Annotated in this window: 19 protein-coding genes; 6 read left to right on the top strand and 13 right to left on the bottom strand. The window is 64.5% G+C overall.

Annotation, left to right across the window (positions count from 1 at the left end):
* Positions 1-24 precede the first annotated feature (24 nt).
* Together ATJ93_RS06065 and hpt are read right to left on the bottom strand one after the other, a co-directional pair.
* Positions 25-1437, bottom strand: coding sequence for a uracil-xanthine permease family protein (locus ATJ93_RS06065; protein ID WP_120243688.1), 1413 nt, complete (start codon positions 1435-1437; stop codon positions 25-27).
* Between the two features lie 182 nt (positions 1438-1619).
* Positions 1620-2174 carry a hypoxanthine/guanine phosphoribosyltransferase gene (gene hpt, locus ATJ93_RS06070; RefSeq protein WP_013879684.1) on the bottom strand — a complete coding sequence of 185 codons (555 nt, stop codon included), beginning with the start codon at positions 2172-2174 and terminating at the stop codon, positions 1620-1622.
* Between the two features lie 275 nt (positions 2175-2449).
* On the opposite strand from hpt, the gene lrp reads away from it, so the two are divergent.
* Positions 2450-2911 carry an HTH-type transcriptional regulator Lrp gene (gene lrp / locus ATJ93_RS06075; protein ID WP_120243689.1) on the top strand — a complete coding sequence of 154 codons (462 nt, stop codon included), beginning with the start codon at positions 2450-2452 and terminating at the stop codon, positions 2909-2911.
* Positions 2912-2963: 52 nt separating this feature from the next.
* On the opposite strand, the gene ATJ93_RS06080 is transcribed toward lrp, so the two are convergent.
* On the bottom strand, positions 2964-3194 hold the full coding sequence (locus ATJ93_RS06080; RefSeq protein ID WP_245977512.1) for a DUF7860 family protein: 231 nt from the start codon (positions 3192-3194) through the stop codon (positions 2964-2966).
* A gap of 214 nt (positions 3195-3408) precedes the next feature.
* On the opposite strand from ATJ93_RS06080, the gene ATJ93_RS06085 reads away from it, so the two are divergent.
* Positions 3409-4236, top strand: coding sequence for a GNAT family N-acetyltransferase (locus ATJ93_RS06085; RefSeq protein ID WP_120243691.1), 828 nt, complete (start codon positions 3409-3411; stop codon positions 4234-4236).
* On the opposite strand, the gene ATJ93_RS06090 is transcribed toward ATJ93_RS06085, so the two are convergent.
* From ATJ93_RS06090 to ATJ93_RS06120, 7 genes are all read right to left on the bottom strand, one after another.
* Positions 4233-4697: a DUF2391 family protein gene (locus ATJ93_RS06090; protein WP_120243692.1), complete on the bottom strand. Its 465-nt coding sequence runs from the start codon at positions 4695-4697 to the stop codon at positions 4233-4235. The genes ATJ93_RS06085 and ATJ93_RS06090 overlap by 4 nt on opposite strands.
* Positions 4698-4783: 86 nt before the next feature.
* On the bottom strand, positions 4784-5620 hold the full coding sequence (locus ATJ93_RS06095) for a hypothetical protein (RefSeq protein WP_120243693.1): 837 nt from the start codon (positions 5618-5620) through the stop codon (positions 4784-4786).
* Positions 5621-5633: 13 nt separating this feature from the next.
* On the bottom strand, positions 5634-6968 hold the full coding sequence (locus tag ATJ93_RS06100) for a sodium:calcium antiporter (protein ID WP_120243694.1): 1335 nt from the start codon (positions 6966-6968) through the stop codon (positions 5634-5636).
* A 185-nt stretch (positions 6969-7153) separates the two neighbouring features.
* Positions 7154-8494 carry an FAD-dependent oxidoreductase gene (locus ATJ93_RS06105; RefSeq protein ID WP_120243695.1) on the bottom strand — a complete coding sequence of 447 codons (1341 nt, stop codon included), beginning with the start codon at positions 8492-8494 and terminating at the stop codon, positions 7154-7156.
* Positions 8495-8845: 351 nt separating this feature from the next.
* Complete coding sequence (locus ATJ93_RS06110) at positions 8846-9277, bottom strand: TM2 domain-containing protein (protein WP_120243696.1); 432 nt, start codon at positions 9275-9277, stop codon at positions 8846-8848.
* A 60-nt stretch (positions 9278-9337) separates the two neighbouring features.
* On the bottom strand, positions 9338-9772 hold the full coding sequence (locus tag ATJ93_RS06115; RefSeq protein WP_120243697.1) for a DUF2085 domain-containing protein: 435 nt from the start codon (positions 9770-9772) through the stop codon (positions 9338-9340).
* Between the two features lie 220 nt (positions 9773-9992).
* A complete protein-coding gene (locus tag ATJ93_RS06120) occupies positions 9993-12827 on the bottom strand; it encodes a glycoside hydrolase family 31 protein (RefSeq protein WP_245977513.1) in 2835 nt (944 codons plus the stop codon).
* 304 nt (positions 12828-13131) lie between these two features.
* Between ATJ93_RS06120 and ATJ93_RS06125 the strand changes: the two genes are divergently transcribed.
* Positions 13132-14067 carry a pectinesterase family protein gene (locus tag ATJ93_RS06125; RefSeq protein WP_120243698.1) on the top strand — a complete coding sequence of 312 codons (936 nt, stop codon included), beginning with the start codon at positions 13132-13134 and terminating at the stop codon, positions 14065-14067.
* Between the two features lie 342 nt (positions 14068-14409).
* A complete protein-coding gene (locus tag ATJ93_RS06130) occupies positions 14410-14862 on the top strand; it encodes a DUF4385 family protein (protein WP_120243947.1) in 453 nt (150 codons plus the stop codon).
* Positions 14863-15172: 310 nt separating this feature from the next.
* Here ATJ93_RS06130 and ATJ93_RS06135 read toward each other — a convergent pair whose 3' ends face one another.
* On the bottom strand, positions 15173-15421 hold the full coding sequence (locus ATJ93_RS06135) for a hypothetical protein (protein ID WP_120243699.1): 249 nt from the start codon (positions 15419-15421) through the stop codon (positions 15173-15175).
* A 326-nt stretch (positions 15422-15747) separates the two neighbouring features.
* Between ATJ93_RS06135 and ATJ93_RS06140 the strand changes: the two genes are divergently transcribed.
* Positions 15748-16473, top strand: coding sequence for a glycosyltransferase (locus ATJ93_RS06140; protein WP_120243700.1), 726 nt, complete (start codon positions 15748-15750; stop codon positions 16471-16473).
* A 20-nt stretch (positions 16474-16493) separates the two neighbouring features.
* Here the strand turns inward: ATJ93_RS06140 and ATJ93_RS06145 are convergent, their stop codons facing one another.
* Positions 16494-18869, bottom strand: coding sequence for a PAS domain S-box protein (locus ATJ93_RS06145; protein ID WP_245977514.1), 2376 nt, complete (start codon positions 18867-18869; stop codon positions 16494-16496).
* A 179-nt stretch (positions 18870-19048) separates the two neighbouring features.
* On the opposite strand from ATJ93_RS06145, the gene ATJ93_RS06150 reads away from it, so the two are divergent.
* The gene (locus ATJ93_RS06150) at positions 19049-19432 is read left to right on the top strand and encodes a pyridoxamine 5'-phosphate oxidase family protein (protein WP_120243701.1); all 384 of its coding nucleotides are present in this window, start codon (positions 19049-19051) and stop codon (positions 19430-19432) included.
* 41 nt (positions 19433-19473) lie between these two features.
* On the opposite strand, the gene ATJ93_RS06155 is transcribed toward ATJ93_RS06150, so the two are convergent.
* Positions 19474-20079, bottom strand: coding sequence for an HAD family hydrolase (locus ATJ93_RS06155; RefSeq protein ID WP_120243702.1), 606 nt, complete (start codon positions 20077-20079; stop codon positions 19474-19476).
* Positions 20080-20109: the final 30 nt, after the last annotated feature.

A 20109-nucleotide genomic window follows, 5' to 3' on the forward strand; every position in this document is an offset into this window, starting at 1 on the left:
TAGAAACGACTGCGACGGGTTCCGTTAGTCGTCGGTGGGACCGGCCGTCGCGGCGTCGGCCGAGCCGGTCGACCCGTCCGCGTCCTTGGGGACGGCGTCGAACAGCGGACTCTGCGCGCCGGGCACGAACGTGTTGAGCGCCAGCGCCGAGAGCGCGGTGACGATGACCGGCTGGCCGAAGAACGTCTCCGCGGCGTCGGGCAGGCCGGCGAGCGCCTCGGGCGTCGTCGCGATGCCGAGCCCGAGCCCCAGCGAGACGGCGACGACGACCGTGTTCCGGCGGTCGAGGTCGGCGTGGGTGACGATCAGTCGGAAGCCGCTGGCGGCGACCATCCCGGCCATCAGCAACACGGCGCCGCCGAAGACGGCGCTGGGGATGGTCGTGACGGCCGCGCCGACCTTCGGGCTCAGCCCGAGGACGGCGAGGAAGACCCCGCCGATGCCGACGACGTGGCGGCTCATCACGCCGGTGAAGTTGACGATGCCGACGTTCTGCGAGAACGAGGTGATCGGGAACGCGCCGAAGACGGCGCCGACCGAACTCAGCAGGCCGTCGTTGAACAACCCGCCGCGGAACTCCTCGTTGGTCGGGTTGCGGCCCTCGGCGGCCGTGACGCCGGACATGTCGCCGACCGTCTCCATCGCGGAGACGAGGAAGAGGACGGCGAAGGTGGCGATCGCGATCGGCTCGAACTCGAAGCCGAAGCGGGTGGGTTTGGGAAGGGCGACCCACGCCGCGTCGCCGACGGGCGAGAAGTCCACCAGTTCGAGGCCGGTCGCGAACGTCAGCGCGACCGCAACCGCGTAGCCGACGGCGATGGCGACGAGGACGGACAGCAGTCGCGTCACGCCGCGGGTGAGCATGTTGAGTCCGACGGCGATCGCCAGTACGAGCGCGGCGAGACCGATGTTGTGAAGGGCGCCGAAGTCCGGCGCGTCGACGCCGCCGGCGGCGTAATCCATCGCCACCGGAATGAGGTAGAGGCCGATGATGACGACGACGAGGCCGGTGACGAGCGGCGGGAAGAAGGGTTTGATGCGTTTGAACTGCCAGCCGATGAGACCCTCGACGACGAATCCCGTGACGAGGATCGCGCCGAACACCGCGGCCATCCCGAAGTCCGCGCCGATCGAGATCGATGCCCCCACGAACGTGAAACTCGAGCCCATGACGATCGGCAGGCGCGCGCCGACCGGGCCGACGGTGTAGGCCTGAATCATCGTCGCCAGGCCGGAGAACAGCAGGACCATCTGGACGATGTAGGCCGTATCCGCCGGGTCGAGGCCGACGCCGCCGGCGACGACGTACGCCACCGCCGTCGCCGGCACGATCATCACCGCGACGTGCTGGAGCCCCAGCAGGATCGATTTCGGTACCGGCGGCTTCTCGTCGAGGCCGTACTCGAGTTGAATCCCCCCATCGGAGTCAGTTGCCATCTATGGGCGCCAGATTGCAGAGGGGTGCATAAAAAGTTTCGTAAACGAGCCTATAGCGCGGGTCGTTCGCCGAATAGTATGCACGTTTGTGCTTGATTGTTGCAGGAGCGTGCATACATCGATCCGTCGCGGTTGCCAGCCGAAGTCGCCGATCGGAGCCGCCGCCAGACGAGCCGCGCCGCTCAATGGGTCGAGTGGACCGTTACTTCCCCGTCTTCGACGGTGATGTCGACGAGACTCGTCGCCTCGTACTCGGTGTCGTCGAGCGCGGACTCGCCGACCTTGCGCATCACGACGACGATATCCACGATCTCGGCCCCGATCTCGTCCAGCGCACCGCAGATCGCCGCCAGCGTCCCGCCGGTCGAGAGCATGTCGTCGACGATGACGACGCGGTCGCCGTCCTCGATGTCGTTGATGTACATCTCGGACTCCGAGTAGCCCGTCTCCTGGTGGAGCGAGACCTCCCCCTCGAGGCCGTACTCGCGTTTGCGGATCACGACGAGCGGAATGTCGGTCTGCAGGGAGAGCGCGGTCGCGAGGTGGATCCCCATCGCCTCGGGGGCGACGATCTTGTCGACGTCCAGGTCGACGGTCCGCATGACTTCGACGACGACCTCGCGCAGCAGGTCGGGATCGAGCCGCGGTACGCCGTTGCTGATCGGGTGGACGAGGTACTCGTAGCCGTCCTTGTCGATGATCGGTGCGTCGTCCAGCGACTCGAGGAGCCGTTCCATACCGCCGGTTCGGAAAATCGGGGCAAAAATCGTTCGTTCTCGAGTCGGGTTCGGTTTCGATTTCGTTCTGTCCTGTTTCGCGACTATCGCTCTCGAGTGCAACTCGTGGTAGCAAAACGCCGGTCAGTTGAACCGATAATTCAACGACGATCGGAATCCGTAGAGAGCACACTGATCCCCGATATATGCACGCCCGGATCTGAGAGAGATAGAAATCGACGCAAAAAACTGGATATTCGTAAACATCTAGTAGTGGAAGCAACCTACTGAACGGCATGACGTACGAACATCTCGACGCCGATCTCGTCAACGAACTGCTCGGGAACGGCCGCGCGAGCCTGCGCAGCCTCGCCGAGGAACTGGACGTCTCCGTGACGACCGTCTCGAATCACCTCTCCGATCTCGAGGAGGAGGGTGTCATCGAGGGCTACACGCCGATCGTCGACTACGACGCCGTCGGCTACGACGTGACGGCGATCATGCAACTCAAAGCCGAAGGGAACGCGCTTCCCGAGATCACGGAGACGCTCCGGGAGCACGAGCAGATGATCTCCGTCTACGAGGTCACCGGCGACTACGACGTCATCGCTATCGGCAAGTTCCAGGATACGGACGACATGAACGACCAGATCAAACAGTTGCTGACCGACCCCGACATCAATCAGTCCAACACGAGCGTCGTGCTGAATCAGGTCGCCGAAAACCAGCAGTTCGAACTGGAAACCGGCGACGACTAACAGCGCCGCCGTTCTCCGAGTGGTATGCTGATCCGAGTTCGGTCAGTGGGACTTATTCGGTAAGCGGGAGGTAGATCCCGAAGATCCACACCGAGAAGAAGGCGATGAGGATACCGAGCGCTTCCGAGTAGGTGAAGAGTCGATCCTCCCAGCCGGGGAGTTCGCCGACGACGGCGTGACCGATGAGCTCGGCGCCGCCGCCGAGTGCGAGTAATCCGACCCCGAACAGGAATCCCGCTTTCGTCAGGAAGGGGTAATCGAGATCGCCGTATCGCTGTTGCATACCTACACCAGAACGATCCATCGAATTAACAGTTTCGTCCCCAGTATAGGGTGTCGAAACTGGCTCACGACGTCCGAGCGCGAGGCGATAGGAGAGCGCCGGCGTGAGTCACTCGAGCCGATACCGACTCTGAACCGTCTTGTCCCGCGCAACGCGTGCTCCCGCTTGTTTCAGCCGGCACCTCGCTTATCCGGATTCGCGTCGAAACGCCGGTATGGAGATTCGGGCCCCGGAACCGGACGAGGCCGATCGGATTCAGGAGGTCGTGGACAGTTCGATGACGACCACGTTCAGGCTCAGTCCGGGCCAGATCGACGCGATCACGAACGAGGAGTTGAACGACGAGGCCGTCGCGGCGAAGATCGAGGACGACGAAACCGTATTGCTGATCGCCGAGACCGGCGAGGACATCGAGGGCGAAGCGATCGCCGGGTTCGTCGAGGGCAGCCTCGTCGGGGACGGCGAGTGGGGCGAACTCAACTGGCTGTTCGTCGACCCCGAGCACCGCGGCCGCGGCATCGGCACGGCGCTGTACGAGGGTGCGACCGACGCCCTCCGCGAGCGCGGCGCCGACCACGTCTGCGTCACGGTCCTCGAGGCCAACACCGAGGGCCACCAGTTCGTCGAGCGGTTCGGCCTCGAACACGAGGGCGACCGCCGGGTCGAAATCGCCGAGGAGTCGTTCGTGAAGTACGTCTACGCGGATCCCGACGCCGACCTCGAGTTGCCGAGCGAGGCGGACGACGAGGACGCCGAGGAAGGTGAGTTCCCGGAAACCGAAGAGACGGACGGAGAACTCACGGCGACGACCGACGGTGGCGAGACGGTCTACATTGCACGCGACGAGGAAGAATCCGGGACCGCGGCGTCCTTTTATACCGCGTACGAGGACGCAGACCATGCTGAACAGTTCGGCTTCTACTGTGCGAACTGCGGGTCGCTCGACATCTCGCTAGACAATATGGACCGCCTCGAGTGCGGTGACTGCGGGAACTCTCACGCATCCCGGTCGGGGGAGTCCTACGACGACTCGTACCTTTAGGTGCCGTTCCCGTTATCGGGCTTCGAGAAGAGGCTGTCCGCCGTCGCCGCGCCGACGACGCTGAAGACCGAGCCGACGCTGACGGCCGTGAACGTGGTCTCGACGACGGCGGGGAACGGTTTACCGTCGAGGAACACGTCGGGCGCGTCCAGCAGTAGCGCGAGCACCGTGACCGAGCCGAACGAGGCGAGCATCAGCGAGATGAACCGGAGCGGAATCCCGGCGACCTCCTGTTCCTCGTCGACGTCGCGGGTCGTGTCCGCGGCGTACAGCGCGCCGTAGCCGATCCCGAACACGACGATCACGACGCCGAGCAGCTGCCAGCGGTTCATGCTATCGGCGAGGTCCCAGACCTCCTGCGTGACCACGAACGGCCCCGCGAGGAGAAAGCCGCCGACGATCTGCTGTGCCGAGTCCGCAAGGCGGAACTGCCGCGGCCGGCGCGGGCGTCGAATTCTCATAGACGGTGACTGACAGTCGATCGGTAAAACCTTCCCGTTCGACCGATCGGTTGCCGCCATCCGTCGGTCGACATCGACTGACTGCCTCAGACGAACAATAGGAGCACGGCGTACACCGCCGCACCGGCCGCGAACGCCCAGAACCGGCTCTCGCGATCGGACGGCAGTTCCTCCTTGATGACGTTGAGGATGATGCCCCCGGACAGGAACGGAACGAACACCGCGACGAGGATCTCAGTTCCCTCGAGGACGGCGCCGCCGCTGAAACCGACGAGGACGGCGGCCGAGAGCACCCAGCGCCCGCGCCGGTGGTACGTTTGGCCGTGGTGCTCGCGGAGCCCGTCGTCGGTGACGAGGAAGTGCAGCGCCATCGCGACGCCGAAGGGCAGCAGGGCGCCGAGCGCGCGGTCCCACAGCAGCGAGCCGACGATCGCGTTGTAGGCGGCGAAGGCGCCGACGTGGATCCAGAAGACCCCGGTTGCGGGTCGGTCGTCGGCGTCGGTGCGGTTCCGGGCCGCGGTCGACTCCGGCTCTGCGTTCGAGGCCGATTCGGATCGAACGGACCGCCGGGACCGCCGCGCCAGTTGCTCGAGGCCGTAGAAGGTGACGAACCCGAGGAGGGCGAGCAGATAGCCGTGGTGGTCGGCGAACGCGGTCGGCGTCGGCAATGCGTACGCGTCGAGCGTCGTCGCGGCCTCGTGGACTTCGGGGAGGAGGTGGACGAACACGTACGCGACCGAGACGCCGCCGGCGGCGGAGAGCCACCGACTGCGAGGGATGCGGCCGCCGACGCCCAGCCGACCGGCGAAGAAGTGGGTCAGCGCCAGAGCGAGTGCGATTGCGGGACGGAGCGTCGAGTCCGGGAGCGGCGTCGGTTGCCCCGGGGGAAGACCAGTGAGCAGTCCTGCTGGAAACGAAAGCATTCGGGCTGTTCCGTCAGTCGTCCGCGCTCTGGGGCTGCTCCCCGCCGAACGACATCGCGTCACCGACCGTCCCCGCCGTTCGTCGGAGGAGTCGCACGAACGCGTGGCGTCGCCGGGCGAACAGCGCCAGCCCGAGGACGATGTAAATCGCGCTGTAGGCGAGCAGGACGTCGGTGCTCGTGAACGGGAGCGTCACGAACTCGCGGATGATGGCGAACTCGAGCAGGACCTGCGAGAGGAACAGTCCAAGCAGCGCCACGGCCTCCTTCACGGAGATCTCGAATCGGATCAGCAGGGAAATGGCGAAGAAGGACTGCGCGGCGGTCAGCCAGATCTCGGCCGACTGCTTGAAGTCGAACGCGAGGACGCCGTACCGGCCCAGCGCGAGCGAGTGGACGACCACGAGCGTCCCGATCAGCAGCGTCCACTGGTTGAGCTTCGAGGAAATGAGCGCGTTGAAGCCGGCCGTCGAGCGCGCCTTGTTCACGAGGTAGACGACGACGATGAGTTCCGGCGCCTCGGAGGCCAGCGGCGCGATCCACTGGATCATAAAGAACGAGGGGATACCGACGCTCTCGCCCAGTTCCTCGAGGCCGTGAGCGAACGGCTCGACGGCGGTGAAGATCATCGCGCCGGAGAACGCGAACAGGAGGAGGACGGTGGCGACCCGGCCCGGTTTCGGGAAGCTCTGGAGGTAGGCCGGGACGCCGACGTGGTCCATGTCCGGTTCGACGTCGCCCCGCAGGATGACCCCGATGTAGCAGACGTAGATGCCGACCAGCACCAGCATGTCGAAGATGTCGATGCCGCCGTTCAGCGGAACGAGGAACGCCCACAGCGTCGCCAACAGCAGGAAGACGATCTCGAGGCCGATCTCGCGGTCGAGTTTCACGACGTCCGAGAGGACGCCGGGCCGGTCGTCGACCGCCGGATCGCTGGACGCGCCCGCTCTGAAGATCGTAAAGAGGGCGACGCCGGCCCAGCCGATGCCGATGAGAATCCGGTTCGCGCCGGTCATGTTGGCGACGGCGAGGTTCCCCGCCTCGATCCCGCGCTCGGTGCCAGCGTATACGCCGGCGTTCCAAGCGTAGAGCGCGTCGACGGCGTACTCGGGGGCGACGGCGAGGACGGCCAACACGGCAATCGCGAACGCTTGCGGGACGTCCTTCTCGGCTGTCTCAGCCGCCCACGCGAGCAGGAACGAGGAGCCGAGGACGGCCAGTCCGGTGACGATCACCGTCCCGAGAGTATCGAGTGACGGGAGGATAGCGGTACTCCCCAGAACGGCAATCCAGGGGAGCGTCAGTGCGACCGCGGCCGCGAGGGCGGCGAGGGCTCGGCGTCTCATGTGAATCGTGTGATCGTATTCGTCGTATCAAAGACCGAACTGAAACGTGTACCGATCGAACGGCAGTATGAGCCCCGTGATGATGGCGGTCGGGCCTGCGAGTGCCGACTACCCGATCGGAACTGCCGTCGAATCGTCGTGCGGGGTGGACAAAGCTAGGACGGCAGATCGAGACGAGAGCGCCCTCAGTTCGCGCGCGGGAAGTTGTCGATCGTTGCCGCGCGGAACGCATCCTCGTCGAACTCGTAGTCGTCGCCGAGGAACTCGAGGATCTGGTGAGTGTCCCGCATGGCGTTTTTCAGGCAGGTCGAGGCGCCCGGCGAGGGCGTGATGTTGAAGATGATGTCGTCGCCGACGATCTTCGCCTCGCCCATGTCCAGGGACTTCTTCTTCGTGTCGACGATCTGCGGGCGGACGCCGCCGTAGCCCTTCGCGCGCTCGATGTCCTCGAGTTCGACGCTGGGGACGACCTTCTGGACGTGCGGGAGGAACTGCCGCGGACCGACCTCGGGAAGGTCGTAGACGAGGTTCCGGAGCACGTACGGCAGCAGAATGCGATCGGCGAGAATGTTCGCGTAGCTCAGGAACGCCGCCGCGTTCAGCCCGAACACGTCGAGGAAGTCGCCGACGGTCGAGATGCGCCCGCGCTCGAGGGTGGGCACGAGCTTCGCCGTCGGCCCGAATCGCGTGATCGACGAGTCGTGGACGTCCGCGTCGCCGTGAACTGCGGCGAAGGGCAGCTTCTTCATCTGGAGCGTGTAGACCTTCCCGTTCAACAGGTCGTCCGCGAGGAAGAAGCTCCCGGCGACCGGCAGCAGGACCTTATCCTGGCCGTAGCCCAGTTCCTTCGCGAACTGGAGGCTGTGCGAGCCGGCCGCGACGACGGTCGCATCGGCGTCGAACCGACCGTTCGTCGTCTCGATCGTGTAGCCGTCCAGCGTCGGGGTGATGTCTTTGACCGACGTGCCGGTGTAGATGTCGACGTTCGACTCCTCGCGCGCCTCATCGACGAACGACTTGGTCGTCTGCCCGTAGTCGACGACGTAGCCGTCCGGCGTCTGCAAGGCGCGCATCTCCTTGTTCGGGTCGCGGCCCTCCACGACCTTCGGCTCGTACTCGGCGATCTCCTCGCGGCCGATCGCCTGCAGTTTCGGGAACAGGTCGCCGAAGCCCTCCTCTTCGTGGCGTCGCTCGAGTTTGGCGACCTCCTCTTTCCCCACGCCCAGCACCATCTTGCTGCGCTTGTCGTGCATCTCGCGGTCGGCGTCGTGGTTTTCGAGATAGCCCGCGAGCAGTTCCGCGCCCTCCTTGACTTCCTCGGCCTTCTCGAGGGTGTAGTTGGTCTCGATGTCGCCGAAGTGAAGCGTTTGGGAGTTGTTCGTGTGATGCGAGTTGATCGCCGCGATCTCCGGTTCCTTCTCGATGAGTGCGATCGAGTCGATCGTGGAGAACTTCGCGGTCGTGTACAGGAGAGATGCGCCGCTGATGCCGCCGCCGACGATTACGAGGTCGTATTTGCCAGACATGATTAGTTGCGTAACGTATCCGTTTCGACCAGTGCACTCCGTACGGATAACTCATATTTTTTCGCGCTGGGCATCGATGATTGACGAAATAGGGTATCGACAATACGAACGTGGGGTTTCGAACGCAGTTCGGCGACCAGTCGTCGGAAATCGTGTCCATCAGCCCGTATAAGGTAGTCACACGGCTACTGACGGCGTCTCGAGAGCGGCCTTTCCGTCTCCGGTCGACGTCGATGCCGCGGCGTCGACGCGCCGTCCTCAAGAGACGTTTTTATACTCCTAATCGGGCAACCTACGCGAGATCTGGTGAGTCGGTCGGACTACGATAGCTCTACCGTACGAAACACAGTATTAGCGGCCGAACAGACTCCCGTCAGCGTATTTCTCCTCGTACTCCTTGTCGTCGGCGATCAGCATGAGAATCCCTTCGGCCAGTCCGAGCAGGGCTGGAATCCCGGTCCAGAAGAAACAGAGATACAGTACCCCGAGTTTCACGTTCCCTTGGTAGAACTTGTGCGCCCCGAGTCCGCCGAGCAACAGCGCCAGCACGCCGGCCGCGACCTTGTCCGAATTCGTCGATCCGGCGGCCGGCTGTTGGACGCCACAGTCCGGGCAGAGCTCGGCCTGTTTGTTGATCAGCGTCCCGCAATCGACGCAGTACTTTTCGTTCTCGCCGCGCTCCTCGTGGCTTCCCTCGAGCGAAGTCGCCTGATTGACGCCGCAGTGGGTGCAGACCGCCGCCTCGGCGGTGATCTGCTCGCCGCAGTTAATACAGTATTTCACGATCGATCTCTGAATCCGTTCACACAGTTACCATAAATACCTGATTGTTCGCAGAGGTGATCACCAGGCGCGAGTGAGCAGGAAACCGGCGATTACGGCGTAGACGGCACCGATCCCGAGGACGGCCAGTTCGTGCTCGAGGAGAAAGAGCGCAACACCGAGTCCGTAGCCGCAGCCGAGGAGGGTGCCGGTCGCAGTCCGGATGACGTTGGAGCCTCGAGCAGGACGGAACGTCGTGAGAGCCCAGTCGCAAAGCGCCGGCAGCGGTAGCAAAGCGACGAGCGCCAGCGGTACGTCGTTCAGGAGGAACAACGCGGTCAGAACGCCCATCGCGATACCTGGATAGACGCCCAGACACCGAGCACAGACGTGGACCCGTCGGTCGCCAATACTGGGCGAATAACAGCGGTGGTACTCCGACGGGAGGTGATGGGAGAGGACGAACCGCCTCGTCTCGGCGAGTCCAGCCCGAAGTTCGGCGGGGTCGATCTTCACGAAATGTGGCTCACAGAGGATCGAAATGAATCTGTTGAACGTCGACGAGACGAGGCTCCGAGGTCTGTCACGACGCCATCATCGTCCCTCACGTTCGGCGAACGTTTCAATCAGGTGATCGTCATCACGTTCATCTCGAGACGCGAACGTGTCCGATCGAGTGTACCCGAACCGGTTGCGTGGCGTTCCGCAGGGGGAGGGCGAGTCGTTACCCGTCTGATCACGCGCTCTCGTTCTCGGGGTTTCCGCGGCGACTGTTCTTCCCGTTGAAGAATAGTTTCACCGTCTCGTCTTCGTCCGCGGGGACGTGCACGAGCACGGCGTCCTTCGCTTCGCTGTAGGTGAACGTCTCGGGTTCGGCTTCGACGGTCGCCGCGTCGTCGACGGCCTCGTACTTCGTCGACGCCGCCTGCACCTTCCGCGGTGCGTCCGATCGATTCAGTTGTAGCACGTACGACGACAGCTGCGAGTCCTCGTAGTTCCGGACGACCGACTCGCGTTCGAACGTGACGACGCCGCCGGGCGTGGCCGAGACGGTAAAGTCGGTCACGTTGTACTCGCCGTCCTCGTAGGCGCGACTCTCGCCGTCGTCCTCGTAGAACGAGTACGTCGCTTCGTCGTCCACGTACGCGTCGAGAACCAGCGTCGTCAGCGGCTGTTCGCCGGTGTACTGCTGGACCTCACGCATCGGGACGATGGAGTCCGTCCGAACGAAGATCGGCAGGTGATCGAGCGGCGCGTCGACCGTGAGGGTCTGCCCGCCGTCGTACGACTCGCCGGACCAGTAATCGACCCACTGCTCGCCGTCGGGCAGATAGACCTCGCGAGCGGTGGCGCCCGCCTCGAGGACCGGCGCGATCAGCAGGTCGTCGCCGAACATGAACTGATCGTCGATGTCCCGGGTTCGGTCGTCGTCCTGGAAGTGGAACACCAGCGGCTGCTGGACCGGTTTGCCGGTTTCGCTGGCCTCGCGGAACTCGTTGTAGAGGTACGGAAGCAGCCGGTAGCGCAGTCGGAGGTACTTCTTGCTGATCGCCTCGACGTCCTCGCCGAACGTCCAGGGGTGTTGATTCCGCGGCTCTCCGTCGGCGACCTTGGTGTGGCTGTCCGCGTGGTTCCGGCAGTAGGGGACGAACGCGCCGAGCTCCATCCACCGAGCGAACAGCTCCGGACTCGGACGACCGACGAACCCGCCGATGTCGTGGCCGACGAAGGGCAGTCCCGACAGCCCGAGATTCAGCTGCATCGGGATCGACTTGCGCAGGTGCGCCCACGAACTCACGTTGTCGCCGGTCCACAGCGCCGCGTAGCGCTGGCCGCCCGCGTACAGGTTCCGGTTCAGCAGGAACGGACGCTGGTCGGGTTTGTAGACGTCGTAGGCTTCGCGAGCGGCTCTGGCCATGTCGAAGCCGTACATGTTGTGATACTCCGCGTGGCGCATCGTCTCGTCGCCGGTCCCGTGGACGTTGTCGACCGGCATCGTCCAGTCGTACTTCTCGTTCTCCTGGAACACAGCCGGTTCGGCCATATCGTTTTTGATGCCGTCGATCCCGGCGTCGAACAGCGCGTCGTGTTGCTCGGCCCACCACGAACGGACCGTCGACCGGGCGAAGTCGGGCCAGACCGTCTCGTCCGGCCAGACCCGCCCGACGAAGGTTTCGCCGTCGGCGTTTTTCACCCAGTAGTCGTTTTCCGTCCCCTCGATGTAGACGTCGTACCGAGTGTGGTCGTCCGGGATATCGGTCGTGAGGGAAACGCCGTCTTCCTGCGTGCCGGTGTCGGGCGACTCCGCGTAGGGCGTGTCGCTGGCTGAATCGTCGCCGTCAGATTTGTCGCCGTCGGCCCCATCGTCAGTCGTATCGCCGTCGGACTCGTCGCCGTACGAACTCTCGTCCCCGGACGAGTCGTCAAGCGAGTCGTCGGCCGTCGGATCGTACGATTCCACCGCGGCGACGCCGGGGTCGTTGACCGCGACCGTTCTGATCCCCGGAACCGACTCGACGCGATCGAGCGCCTCGCGGTACTCGTCGTCCCAGGTGAAGACGCGATACTCGTTCATGTAGTCGATGTCGAAGTGCATCGCGTCCAGCGGAATCCCCTTCTCGCGGTAGGTCTCGGCGGTCTCGACGATCTCCTCCGGGGTGTACTCCCACTTGCTCTGGTGGAGCCCGAGCCCCCACTTCGGCGGCAGTTCCATCGTCCCGGTCAGCTCCGTGTACCGCTCGAGCACCCCCTCGATCTCGGGGCCGTAGGCGAAGTAGTAGGTCAGCTGGCCGCCGTCGGCGAAGAAGGAGTAGTAGTCGTCGGACTCGGTCGCCATCTCGAACACGGAGTGGTACGGATCGTCGAAGAAGATTCCGTAGGCGCCGACGTCCTTCACGCCGACGAAGAACGGAATCGACGTGTAGACGTAGTCGTTGTCCGCGCCGTAGGCGTACTGGTCCGTGTTCCAGTGCTCGAGCTTCTCGCCCCGCTTGTCGAGTTCGTTGCCGGGCTGTTCGCCGAATCCGTAGAAGGCCTCGTCTTCGTCGGTCTTCTTGTACGCGTAGGGTTTGCCGTCCTCGTAGCCCGGCGAGCCCTTCTCGAGGTAGTCCTCGTTGATGACGGTCCCGTCCGCGTCGCGGAACCTGACGCCGAAGCGCCCGTTGTTGATCTCGGCCGTGATCGTCGCGGTCTCGAGCGCGATCCGCTCGTCGGTCGCGTCGACGGTGAACTCGGGCGCGTCCCACTCGGTTCGCCCCTTCGCGATCCCGCGGGACTCGTACTCGTCCGCGCCGCGCTCGAGAACGGACACGCGGGCCATATCCTCGGCGAACAGCCGAACGTACCCCTCGTACTCGCCGAGATCGACTTTCACGCCGTCCTCGAGGACGTCGTAGCCTCGAACGGACAGCTCCTGGAGGTTGTCCTCGTCGAGTTCCGGTTCGTAGTGGATCTTCGAGTCGTAGTGATCGGCGCGTGCCGACGACGATGCGAGCGCGCTCCCGGCCAGCAGCGCGGCCGACGTTTGCAGGACCGTTCGTCGCGTCGCGAACCGCGATAACTTCTTAGACATCATCGGAGAAATTAACTACAGTTTGTATTAAGATTTTTCTAGGTTCGAATTCATAGTATATTTTACGTACAATTTCATCAAATCATATCGGTGTGCGGCCAATCGCTCGAGCGACCGATCTCGAGCCGGGCAGCGAACTCCTCACGCGTCGTCCCGCCTAGTCTCGCCGCCCCCGCGTCGAAGAGGGCCCCAAGCCGCCGGTCTCGAGCGGCGCTGCCGTCGTCCGACACCGCTCGGCAGTTCACCGGCGGTCGAACGCTCGCCGAAGAACATAGGTGGCAGCGCGGACGGCAGTAGTGTACGAATGAGTGCGAGCGAGGACCGGTACGACTACGTCGTCGATCCGGACGGCAACGGCGACTACGAGCGCATCCAGGCGGCGATCGACGACGCGAAGTCGTTCCCTCGAGACCGGATCACGATCTTTCTGAAAGAAGGCGTGTACGAGGAGAAGGTCACGGTCCACTCGTGGAATCCGAAGATCGACCTGATCGGCGAGAGCGCGGACGGGACCGTCATCACCCACGACGATCACTTCGACCGAATCGATCGCGGCCGCAACAGTACGTTCTTCACGTACACGCTGCGGGTGTGCGGGAACGATTTCCGCGCTCGCAACCTGACGGTGCGAAACAGTGCCGGGCCGGAGGTGGGGCAAGCCGTCGCGCTGCACGTCGAAGCCGATCGCGCCGTCTTCGAACACTGTCGGTTCGTCGGGAATCAGGACACGGTCTACGCCGCCGGCGAGGGAGCGCGACAGTATTTCGACGACTGTTACCTCGAGGGGACGACCGACTTCGTGTTCGGCGGCGCCACAGCCGTATTCGAAAACTGCGAGGTACACTCAAAAGCCGATTCGTACATTACGGCCGCCTCCACGCCGCGGACCGAACCGTTCGGGTTCGTGTTCGACAACTGTACGCTAACCGCCGAGCCGGACGTTTCCGAGGTGTACCTGGGCAGACCCTGGCGAGATCACGCTCACGTTGCGTTTCTACGGTCGCACATGGGCGACCACATTCACCCGGCCGGCTGGCACGACTGGTCGCGACCGGCCGTGGTGGACGACGTCACGTACGCGGAGTACGAGAATCACGGTCCCGGTGCAAGGACGGCGGAGCGAGTCTCTTGGTCCGAGACGTTGTCATCGGAAGAGGCCGCCCAGTACGACGGCGAAAACGTCCTTCTCGAGGAAGCAACTGAACGATCCGACTGGTACTGGCATCGAGCGATTCGCTGACGGTCGTTCACTCATACGTACTGTCGAACGTCTACGGATAGCCCTGTTATCACGACAGCGGTATCATTGTGCTATCGGTGGTTCTTGCGTGCTCGTAGCCACCGCGTGGAGTGTCCCAGCATTCGGCTCGTCGCATATGTAACGCAGTGGCCTCGCCACTCGAACAGGACAGACTCACGTGTACAACGGAATCCGGCAAATCCCATCGCAGTGGCGTGCTCACGGACCGCACCGTACTCCGTTGGCCGCGGCTGCCACCCGCATCATCGAGAACGTGGGACGGGCAGTCCGAGTAAAACCGATGTAGGCCGAGGCCGTATGCGTCGATCCGGGTGAGTGGCCGTGAGCGACGATCCAGAATACGACATCGATTTTCGTGAGTCCCCCGAGGAGTACGAGATCGGGCGCGGCGAGCAGGGCGTCTTCAAGATGCAGCCGTACAAGGACGAACTGTTGCCCCTCTGGTCGATCAAGAGTCTCGAGCAGGCCGAAGCGGCCGCTGCGGACATTTACCAGAAGTTCGAGGAGTACAAGCGAGCCAACGAGTTTCCCGGGATGGACCTCGCACGAAAGTACCTACAGATGGGATGGACTCGCTCGCTCAGGTACGCCAAGTACCCGGGCGGACAGAAGTACGAGGAAGACGAGGACGGAAATCGCGTCGAGCGCGAACCCCAGCAGTGGTACGACGACGAAAAGTTCGAGATCTCGCAGGTGTACCGCGAGTATCTCGATCGAGTGACCGAAGACGAAACGTACCAGCGACGAAAACGGGAGTGGCAGAACGGCGACTAGTTGTGTTGCGGTCCGCCGTTGCGCCATCGGCGAAGTGACACTGCTGCGGTCTTTCCGACTCGTTCCAACGGACGACCGGGCGGCTTCTCGATCCCATCGGAGAATCTCGGCGCGTAGACGGGGTTCGGAATATGAGCCGCAATTTCCCCGCTATTGGCGGAAGCAGCATCAGAATTGCTGTAATGGCCTCGGCACTCATAGGGCTCGTCGTCACCGGGTGCCGAGTCCGGCTCGGAGCGGGTGCATCGTCATCGGCCACGCGAGGCTACGGGACTCGAGTCCAAGACGGTTTGGATCGCGACGGACCGAGTTACGAGCCGCCGGCGGCGAACGCGGCGTTCCACTCGTCGATGAGGTTCTCGAGGCGATCCGTATTCCGATGCGAGAACATCGCCGGTGCGCTGGCGGTACTAGACGTCCGCTCCGCCGATGTCTCGGGTGCAACGGGCGGACTCGAGGACGAGGACGGCGGTGTCGATCGCTCAGTAGCGGGTTCGGGTGTCGATTCGGCGTCGGTTCGGGTCTGAGTCTGGGGTCGAGTGTGGGTTCGTGTCGTCATGTCGGTCGTGTTCGGGATCGAGTAGTGGTGTACGAGTGCGCGGATCGTCGACGGGCGATGCAGACGTTGCTCGGCGTTTCGGGGCTGCTGCGCGTACGTGTACGACCGACATCTGTACCAGCGGCTACAGGCTCGTCCATCATAAAAGTTCATGTTCTATAATCCACGATCGTGCTGTGGCACCAAACCGCACGCAGTCGCACCGACAACGGTCAAATCCCGACTGCCGAACTGCACACGGCCCGCCCTCAGAGGGCGCGACCGACCCAGACGTGGCGAGCGAAGCCCGCATCACTAAGCCTGCACCCGTTGGGATTTCGAGTGTAATGGCGAGCGAACCGCGAGGCGATGCCGGCAGCGCGGCAGTGTCCAGCGACGGCGCTCCCGTCGACGTGAGTTTCGTCGTCCCCGCCCGCAACGAGGCCGACTACCTGCGCGGCACGCTCGCCAGCCTCGCCGGCCTCGATACGGACTACGAGTACGAGGTGCTCGTCGTCGACGGGGACTCGAGCGACGCGACGCCCGCCATCGCCCGCGAGTACGGCGCGACGGTGCTCGAGGGGCCGGGGACGAGCATCGCCGCCGGCCGAAACTACGGCGCCCGGCGCGCCAGCGGCGACTGGCTCGCCTTCATCGACGCCGATACGCGGGTACGGGCGGACTACCTGACCGAACTACTCGGGTACGCGGCGGCTACCGACCTCGCGGCGGTGAGTTCCCACTGCCGGATGACGGGGCCCAGACGGACGAAGCTCATGGAGGCGACGATCAACCACGTCTTTCCGCACCTCGAGCGGCCGATTCTGCCGGGATTCAACCTCCTCGTCCGCCGAGAGGCCTTCGAAGATGCAGGCGGCTTTCCGAACGTCCCGAACGAGGATACGGCATTTAGCCGCCGACTCGCGAGCAGCCACCCGACCGGCTACTACGCCGAGCCGCTGGTCGAAACCTCGGGCCGGCGAATCGATCAGCGCGGCCTTACGGGCACCCTGACGTACTATCTCCGGCTCGATCTCGAGCGGCTTCGCGCGAGTCGCGGTCGCGACGGATAGGGTCGATCGCTCGCAGTCGGTTACGCCGATTCCGACCGCTCCGAGTGCGGAACGTCCGTCAGTTCGAAGCGTGCGCCGCCGGTTCGACCGCCCGTTACCTCGACGTCCCACCCGTGTGCCTGCGCGATGCGATTGACGATGCTGAGCCCGAATCCGGTCCCGTCCGTCGCGGTCGTGTAGCCGGTGTCGAACACCTGCTCCCGTTCGTCGGCGGGAATCCCTTCTCCGGTGTCCTCGACGTAGAACCCGTCCTCGAGCGTGCCGACGGTGACGGTGAAATCGTCGCTGGCGTCGCCAGTGGTATCAGCGTCCTCCTCACCCGCCAACCCGTGATCGATCGCGTTCCGGAACAGGTTCTCGAACAGCTGTTGGAGCCGGTCGGGATCGGCCCGAATCCGATAGTCCCCCGGCACCTCGAGCGCGAGCGCGGCGCCGTCCGTCTCGACCATCGCCCACGATTTCGTAGCGACGTCGGCGACGGCGACGGTGTTCGGGTCGCTGACGGTCGCCCCCTGTTCGGCGAGCGCCAGCAGGTCCTCGATCAGTCGTGCCATGCGGTCCAACGCCCGCTGGCACTCCTCGAGACGGGATTCGCGCTCACGCTCGTTGCCGTTACCGTCCTCACCGCCGTCTCCGCCCCCGTCGAGCGCGAGTTCGAGCGTACCCTGCGCGACGTTCAGGGGATTCCGGAGGTCGTGGCTGACGACGCTGGCGAACTCCTGCAGTCGGGCGTTCTGTTGCTCGAGGGCGGCCCGCGAGCGCGCGCGTTCGGTTTCGTAGCTGACCCACTTGGCCATCAGTTTGACCAGCGTCCGCTCGGTCTCGGAGAACCCGCCGCCGGACCGCGGTTCGCTCGAGGCGAAACAGAGCGTTCCCCAGATCTCGCCGTTGGTTGTCACCTTGGCGCCGATGTAGCTCCCGAGTTCGAACGTCTCGTAGGCCGGATCGCCGATCCAGCCTTCGTCGGGCGCGTCCGCGACGGTGACCAGTTCGTCGGTTTTGATCGTCTTCCGGCAGTACGCCTGCGAGAGCGGACAGGAGTCGCCCGGCTGCAACTGCGGGTGAGAACTACGGGACTGGACGACGGTCTGGGTCAGGTCGTCCGTGTCGATCCGAGTCAGGAACGCGTACGGCAGGTCGAGATACTCCTGCCCGAGTGCGAGCAGGTCGTCGACCTTCGACTCGCGCGAGGCGTCGGGCCGGGTCGAAATATCGTACAGCGACTCCAGGGCCGTCACGCTGGCCTCGAGATTCTGTTCTGCCCGCATTTGGTCGGTGACGTCGGTCAGAAAGAGCGAGACGCCGTCGTCGGCCGGATACGCTCGGACCTCGAACCAACAGCCGAGCGACGGGAAGAAATCGGTGAACGTGGTCGCGGACTGGGTTTCGAACGCCTCCTCGAGCTGTCGCGCCGCGTCGGTCTCCGCGAACTCCGGGACTGCGGTTCGGAGACCCTCGTCCAGCAGGACCTCCCGAGAGCGACCGAGCAGTTCGACCGCGCGGTCGTTGACGTAGGTAAACGTCCAGTCCTCGTCGAGCGAGACGAAGGCGTCGGCGATCCGATCGAGAATCGTTTCGCGCTCGCGCTCGAGCGCACGGAGATCGGAGAGATCCCGCAAAACAGCCGTAAACAGGTGGTCGCCGTCGACGACGGCCTCGCCGAACGAGATGCCGAGCGGAACCTCGTGTCCGTCGGCGTGGCGACCGGGGAGTTCGATCCAGTCCCACTCGAGTTGCCGGTCGCCGGTCTCCCGGTATCGAGCGAACGCCGCGAGGTGATCGTCGCGGTAGTCGGCCGGGATCAGCGTCGTTAGCGGTTCGCCGATCACGCCCTCGGGGTCGTAGCCGAGCAGAGTTTCGACGGCGTCGCTCGCGTACTGGATGGTCCCGTCCGCGGCCGCAGTGACGACGCCGAACGACGCGTTCTCCGTAAACGCCCGAAACCGAGCACCGTTCGTCTCGAGTTCACGACGTTCGGTTGCTCGCTCTACTTCGCGCTCGACTCGAATCGCGAACCGATCGCCCGCCGCGGTGACGCTCGCGGCCGGGAGACAGCCGGTCGCGCCGGCCTCGAGCGCCGCGCTCGCGACCGGTTCATCGCGACCGTCGGTAAGGACGAAAACCGGCAGTCGCTCGGTCGCCGTCCGAATCCGCTCGAGGAGTTCGGTGACGTCGCGTGCCGGATCGGCTCCGATCACGAGACAGTCGATCGTGCCGGCCGCAGCAGAGTCGACCGCTTGGGCCCCGTCGGAGAGTGGCTCGACCGTCACCCGATCGATTCGGTCCCGGAGGGCCCGGCGGACCGCCTCGGTCGTCGGGGGACTCGTCTCTACGTATCCGACCGTGAGTGGGCGGTCAGTCGACTCCGGCGTCATCGCGGCGGGCACGTCAGTCATGGCGAAGTCGGTGAATACGGGGACGTCGGCCGTTCGGCTAATAAACCGTCCGGCTACAGGTAATCGATCCGACATTCGGGCCGCGGTACCGATACGTCAGTCGTTCGGTTCGACGGGAACACGCCGACCGTCGATAGGGACGGCACTTTTGGGCGTCCTCCGCGACACTGTCACTGCCAATGACGGTCCCATCCGAAGCGGAGCGACTCCTCGAGAGCGAGCCGCTGATGGCCCACCTCGGAACCTGCGTGGACGGCCGCCCGCACGTCGCACCGATCTGGTACCGCTACGAGGACGGCGTCGTCGAGATCGTGACGACGGGGCGAAAGCTGGCGAACATCCGCGAGAACCCGCGCGTCTCCCTGTCGATCCAGAAGGACGACGCGGGCAAAACGCAGTGGATGGTGACGCTGCTCGGAACGGCGACGATCGTCGAGGACGAGTCCGAGACGGCCGACGCTCGCCGCCGGATCAACGCGAAGTACGACGCGGAGCCGGATGCCTACGCTGAAAACACGCTCGTCCGGATCGACGTCGGTTCAGCGACGTACCGCACCTACTGAACGACCGGGAGACTTGGCGACTGGGCGACTGAGCGACTGCGCTACTGATCGACCTCGGCGGCCGCCGGCAGGTCGCCGAAGCCGCCGCCGTCGTACCGGTACGGCGTCCAGCCGGCCTGGGCCGCGCCGTCGATATCGTCGTCGCTGTCGCCGACCATCACGTACCGCCGTGCCGGGAGCCGCTCCTCGAGCGCACGATACGGTTCCGTCGCCGGCTTGTGGACGCCGACCTTGTAGGAGGCGACAGCGGCGTCGAAGTAGTCCTCCAGATCGAACGCCCGGAGCTTCGCGAGTTGCCAGTCACGAACGCCGTTCGTCAGCACGCCAAGACCGGCGTCGGTCTCCGCGGTCAGCCGCTCGAGGTCGTCGTGGACGCCGTCCGGCGGCGACAGCGCCTCGATCTCGGCCTCGAGCAGCGCCGTCGCGTACGGTTCGGGGTCCGAACAGCCGTCTATCCGGCCGAACGCTCGCTCGACTGGTTCCGATTCGAACGCGAGAAACGACTCGAAGAACGCCTCCTCGTACGCGTCGAGCCACGCCGCGGGCGCGTCGCCGCGGACGGTCTCGATCGCGCCGGCTACGATTTCCCGATAGGGCCGGTCGAAGCGAAGCAACGTTCCGTCGACGTCGAAGACGATCGCCGTCATGCCGTCGTCTTCTCACGGCCACAATAAAAA

Origin of the sequence: Halopiger aswanensis, from assembly GCF_003610195.1 — an archaeon.
Taxonomy (GTDB): domain Archaea; phylum Halobacteriota; class Halobacteria; order Halobacteriales; family Natrialbaceae; genus Halopiger; species Halopiger aswanensis.

Excerpts from the sequence above, each read along its gene's own strand:
- ATJ93_RS06125 (WP_120243698.1), top strand. The coding sequence starts at position 13,132 with ATGAGTGCGAGCGAGGACCGGTACGACTACGTCGTCGATCCGGACGGC.
- ATJ93_RS06120 (WP_245977513.1), bottom strand. The coding sequence starts at position 12,827 with ATGTCTAAGAAGTTATCGCGGTTCGCGACGCGACGAACGGTCCTGCAA.
- hpt (WP_013879684.1), bottom strand. The coding sequence starts at position 2,174 with ATGGAACGGCTCCTCGAGTCGCTGGACGACGCACCGATCATCGACAAG.
- ATJ93_RS06065 (WP_120243688.1), bottom strand. The coding sequence starts at position 1,437 with ATGGCAACTGACTCCGATGGGGGGATTCAACTCGAGTACGGCCTCGAC.
- ATJ93_RS06140 (WP_120243700.1), top strand. The coding sequence starts at position 15,748 with ATGGCGAGCGAACCGCGAGGCGATGCCGGCAGCGCGGCAGTGTCCAGC.
- ATJ93_RS06100 (WP_120243694.1), bottom strand. The coding sequence starts at position 6,968 with ATGAGACGCCGAGCCCTCGCCGCCCTCGCGGCCGCGGTCGCACTGACG.
- ATJ93_RS06145 (WP_245977514.1), bottom strand. The coding sequence starts at position 18,869 with ATGACTGACGTGCCCGCCGCGATGACGCCGGAGTCGACTGACCGCCCA.
- ATJ93_RS06085 (WP_120243691.1), top strand. The coding sequence starts at position 3,409 with ATGGAGATTCGGGCCCCGGAACCGGACGAGGCCGATCGGATTCAGGAG.
- ATJ93_RS06090 (WP_120243692.1), bottom strand. The coding sequence starts at position 4,697 with ATGAGAATTCGACGCCCGCGCCGGCCGCGGCAGTTCCGCCTTGCGGAC.
- ATJ93_RS06135 (WP_120243699.1), bottom strand. The coding sequence starts at position 15,421 with ATGACGACACGAACCCACACTCGACCCCAGACTCAGACCCGAACCGAC.
- ATJ93_RS06105 (WP_120243695.1), bottom strand. The coding sequence starts at position 8,494 with ATGTCTGGCAAATACGACCTCGTAATCGTCGGCGGCGGCATCAGCGGC.
- ATJ93_RS06095 (WP_120243693.1), bottom strand. The coding sequence starts at position 5,620 with ATGCTTTCGTTTCCAGCAGGACTGCTCACTGGTCTTCCCCCGGGGCAA.
- lrp (WP_120243689.1), top strand. The coding sequence starts at position 2,450 with ATGACGTACGAACATCTCGACGCCGATCTCGTCAACGAACTGCTCGGG.
- ATJ93_RS06150 (WP_120243701.1), top strand. The coding sequence starts at position 19,049 with ATGACGGTCCCATCCGAAGCGGAGCGACTCCTCGAGAGCGAGCCGCTG.
- ATJ93_RS06155 (WP_120243702.1), bottom strand. The coding sequence starts at position 20,079 with ATGACGGCGATCGTCTTCGACGTCGACGGAACGTTGCTTCGCTTCGAC.
- ATJ93_RS06080 (WP_245977512.1), bottom strand. The coding sequence starts at position 3,194 with ATGCAACAGCGATACGGCGATCTCGATTACCCCTTCCTGACGAAAGCG.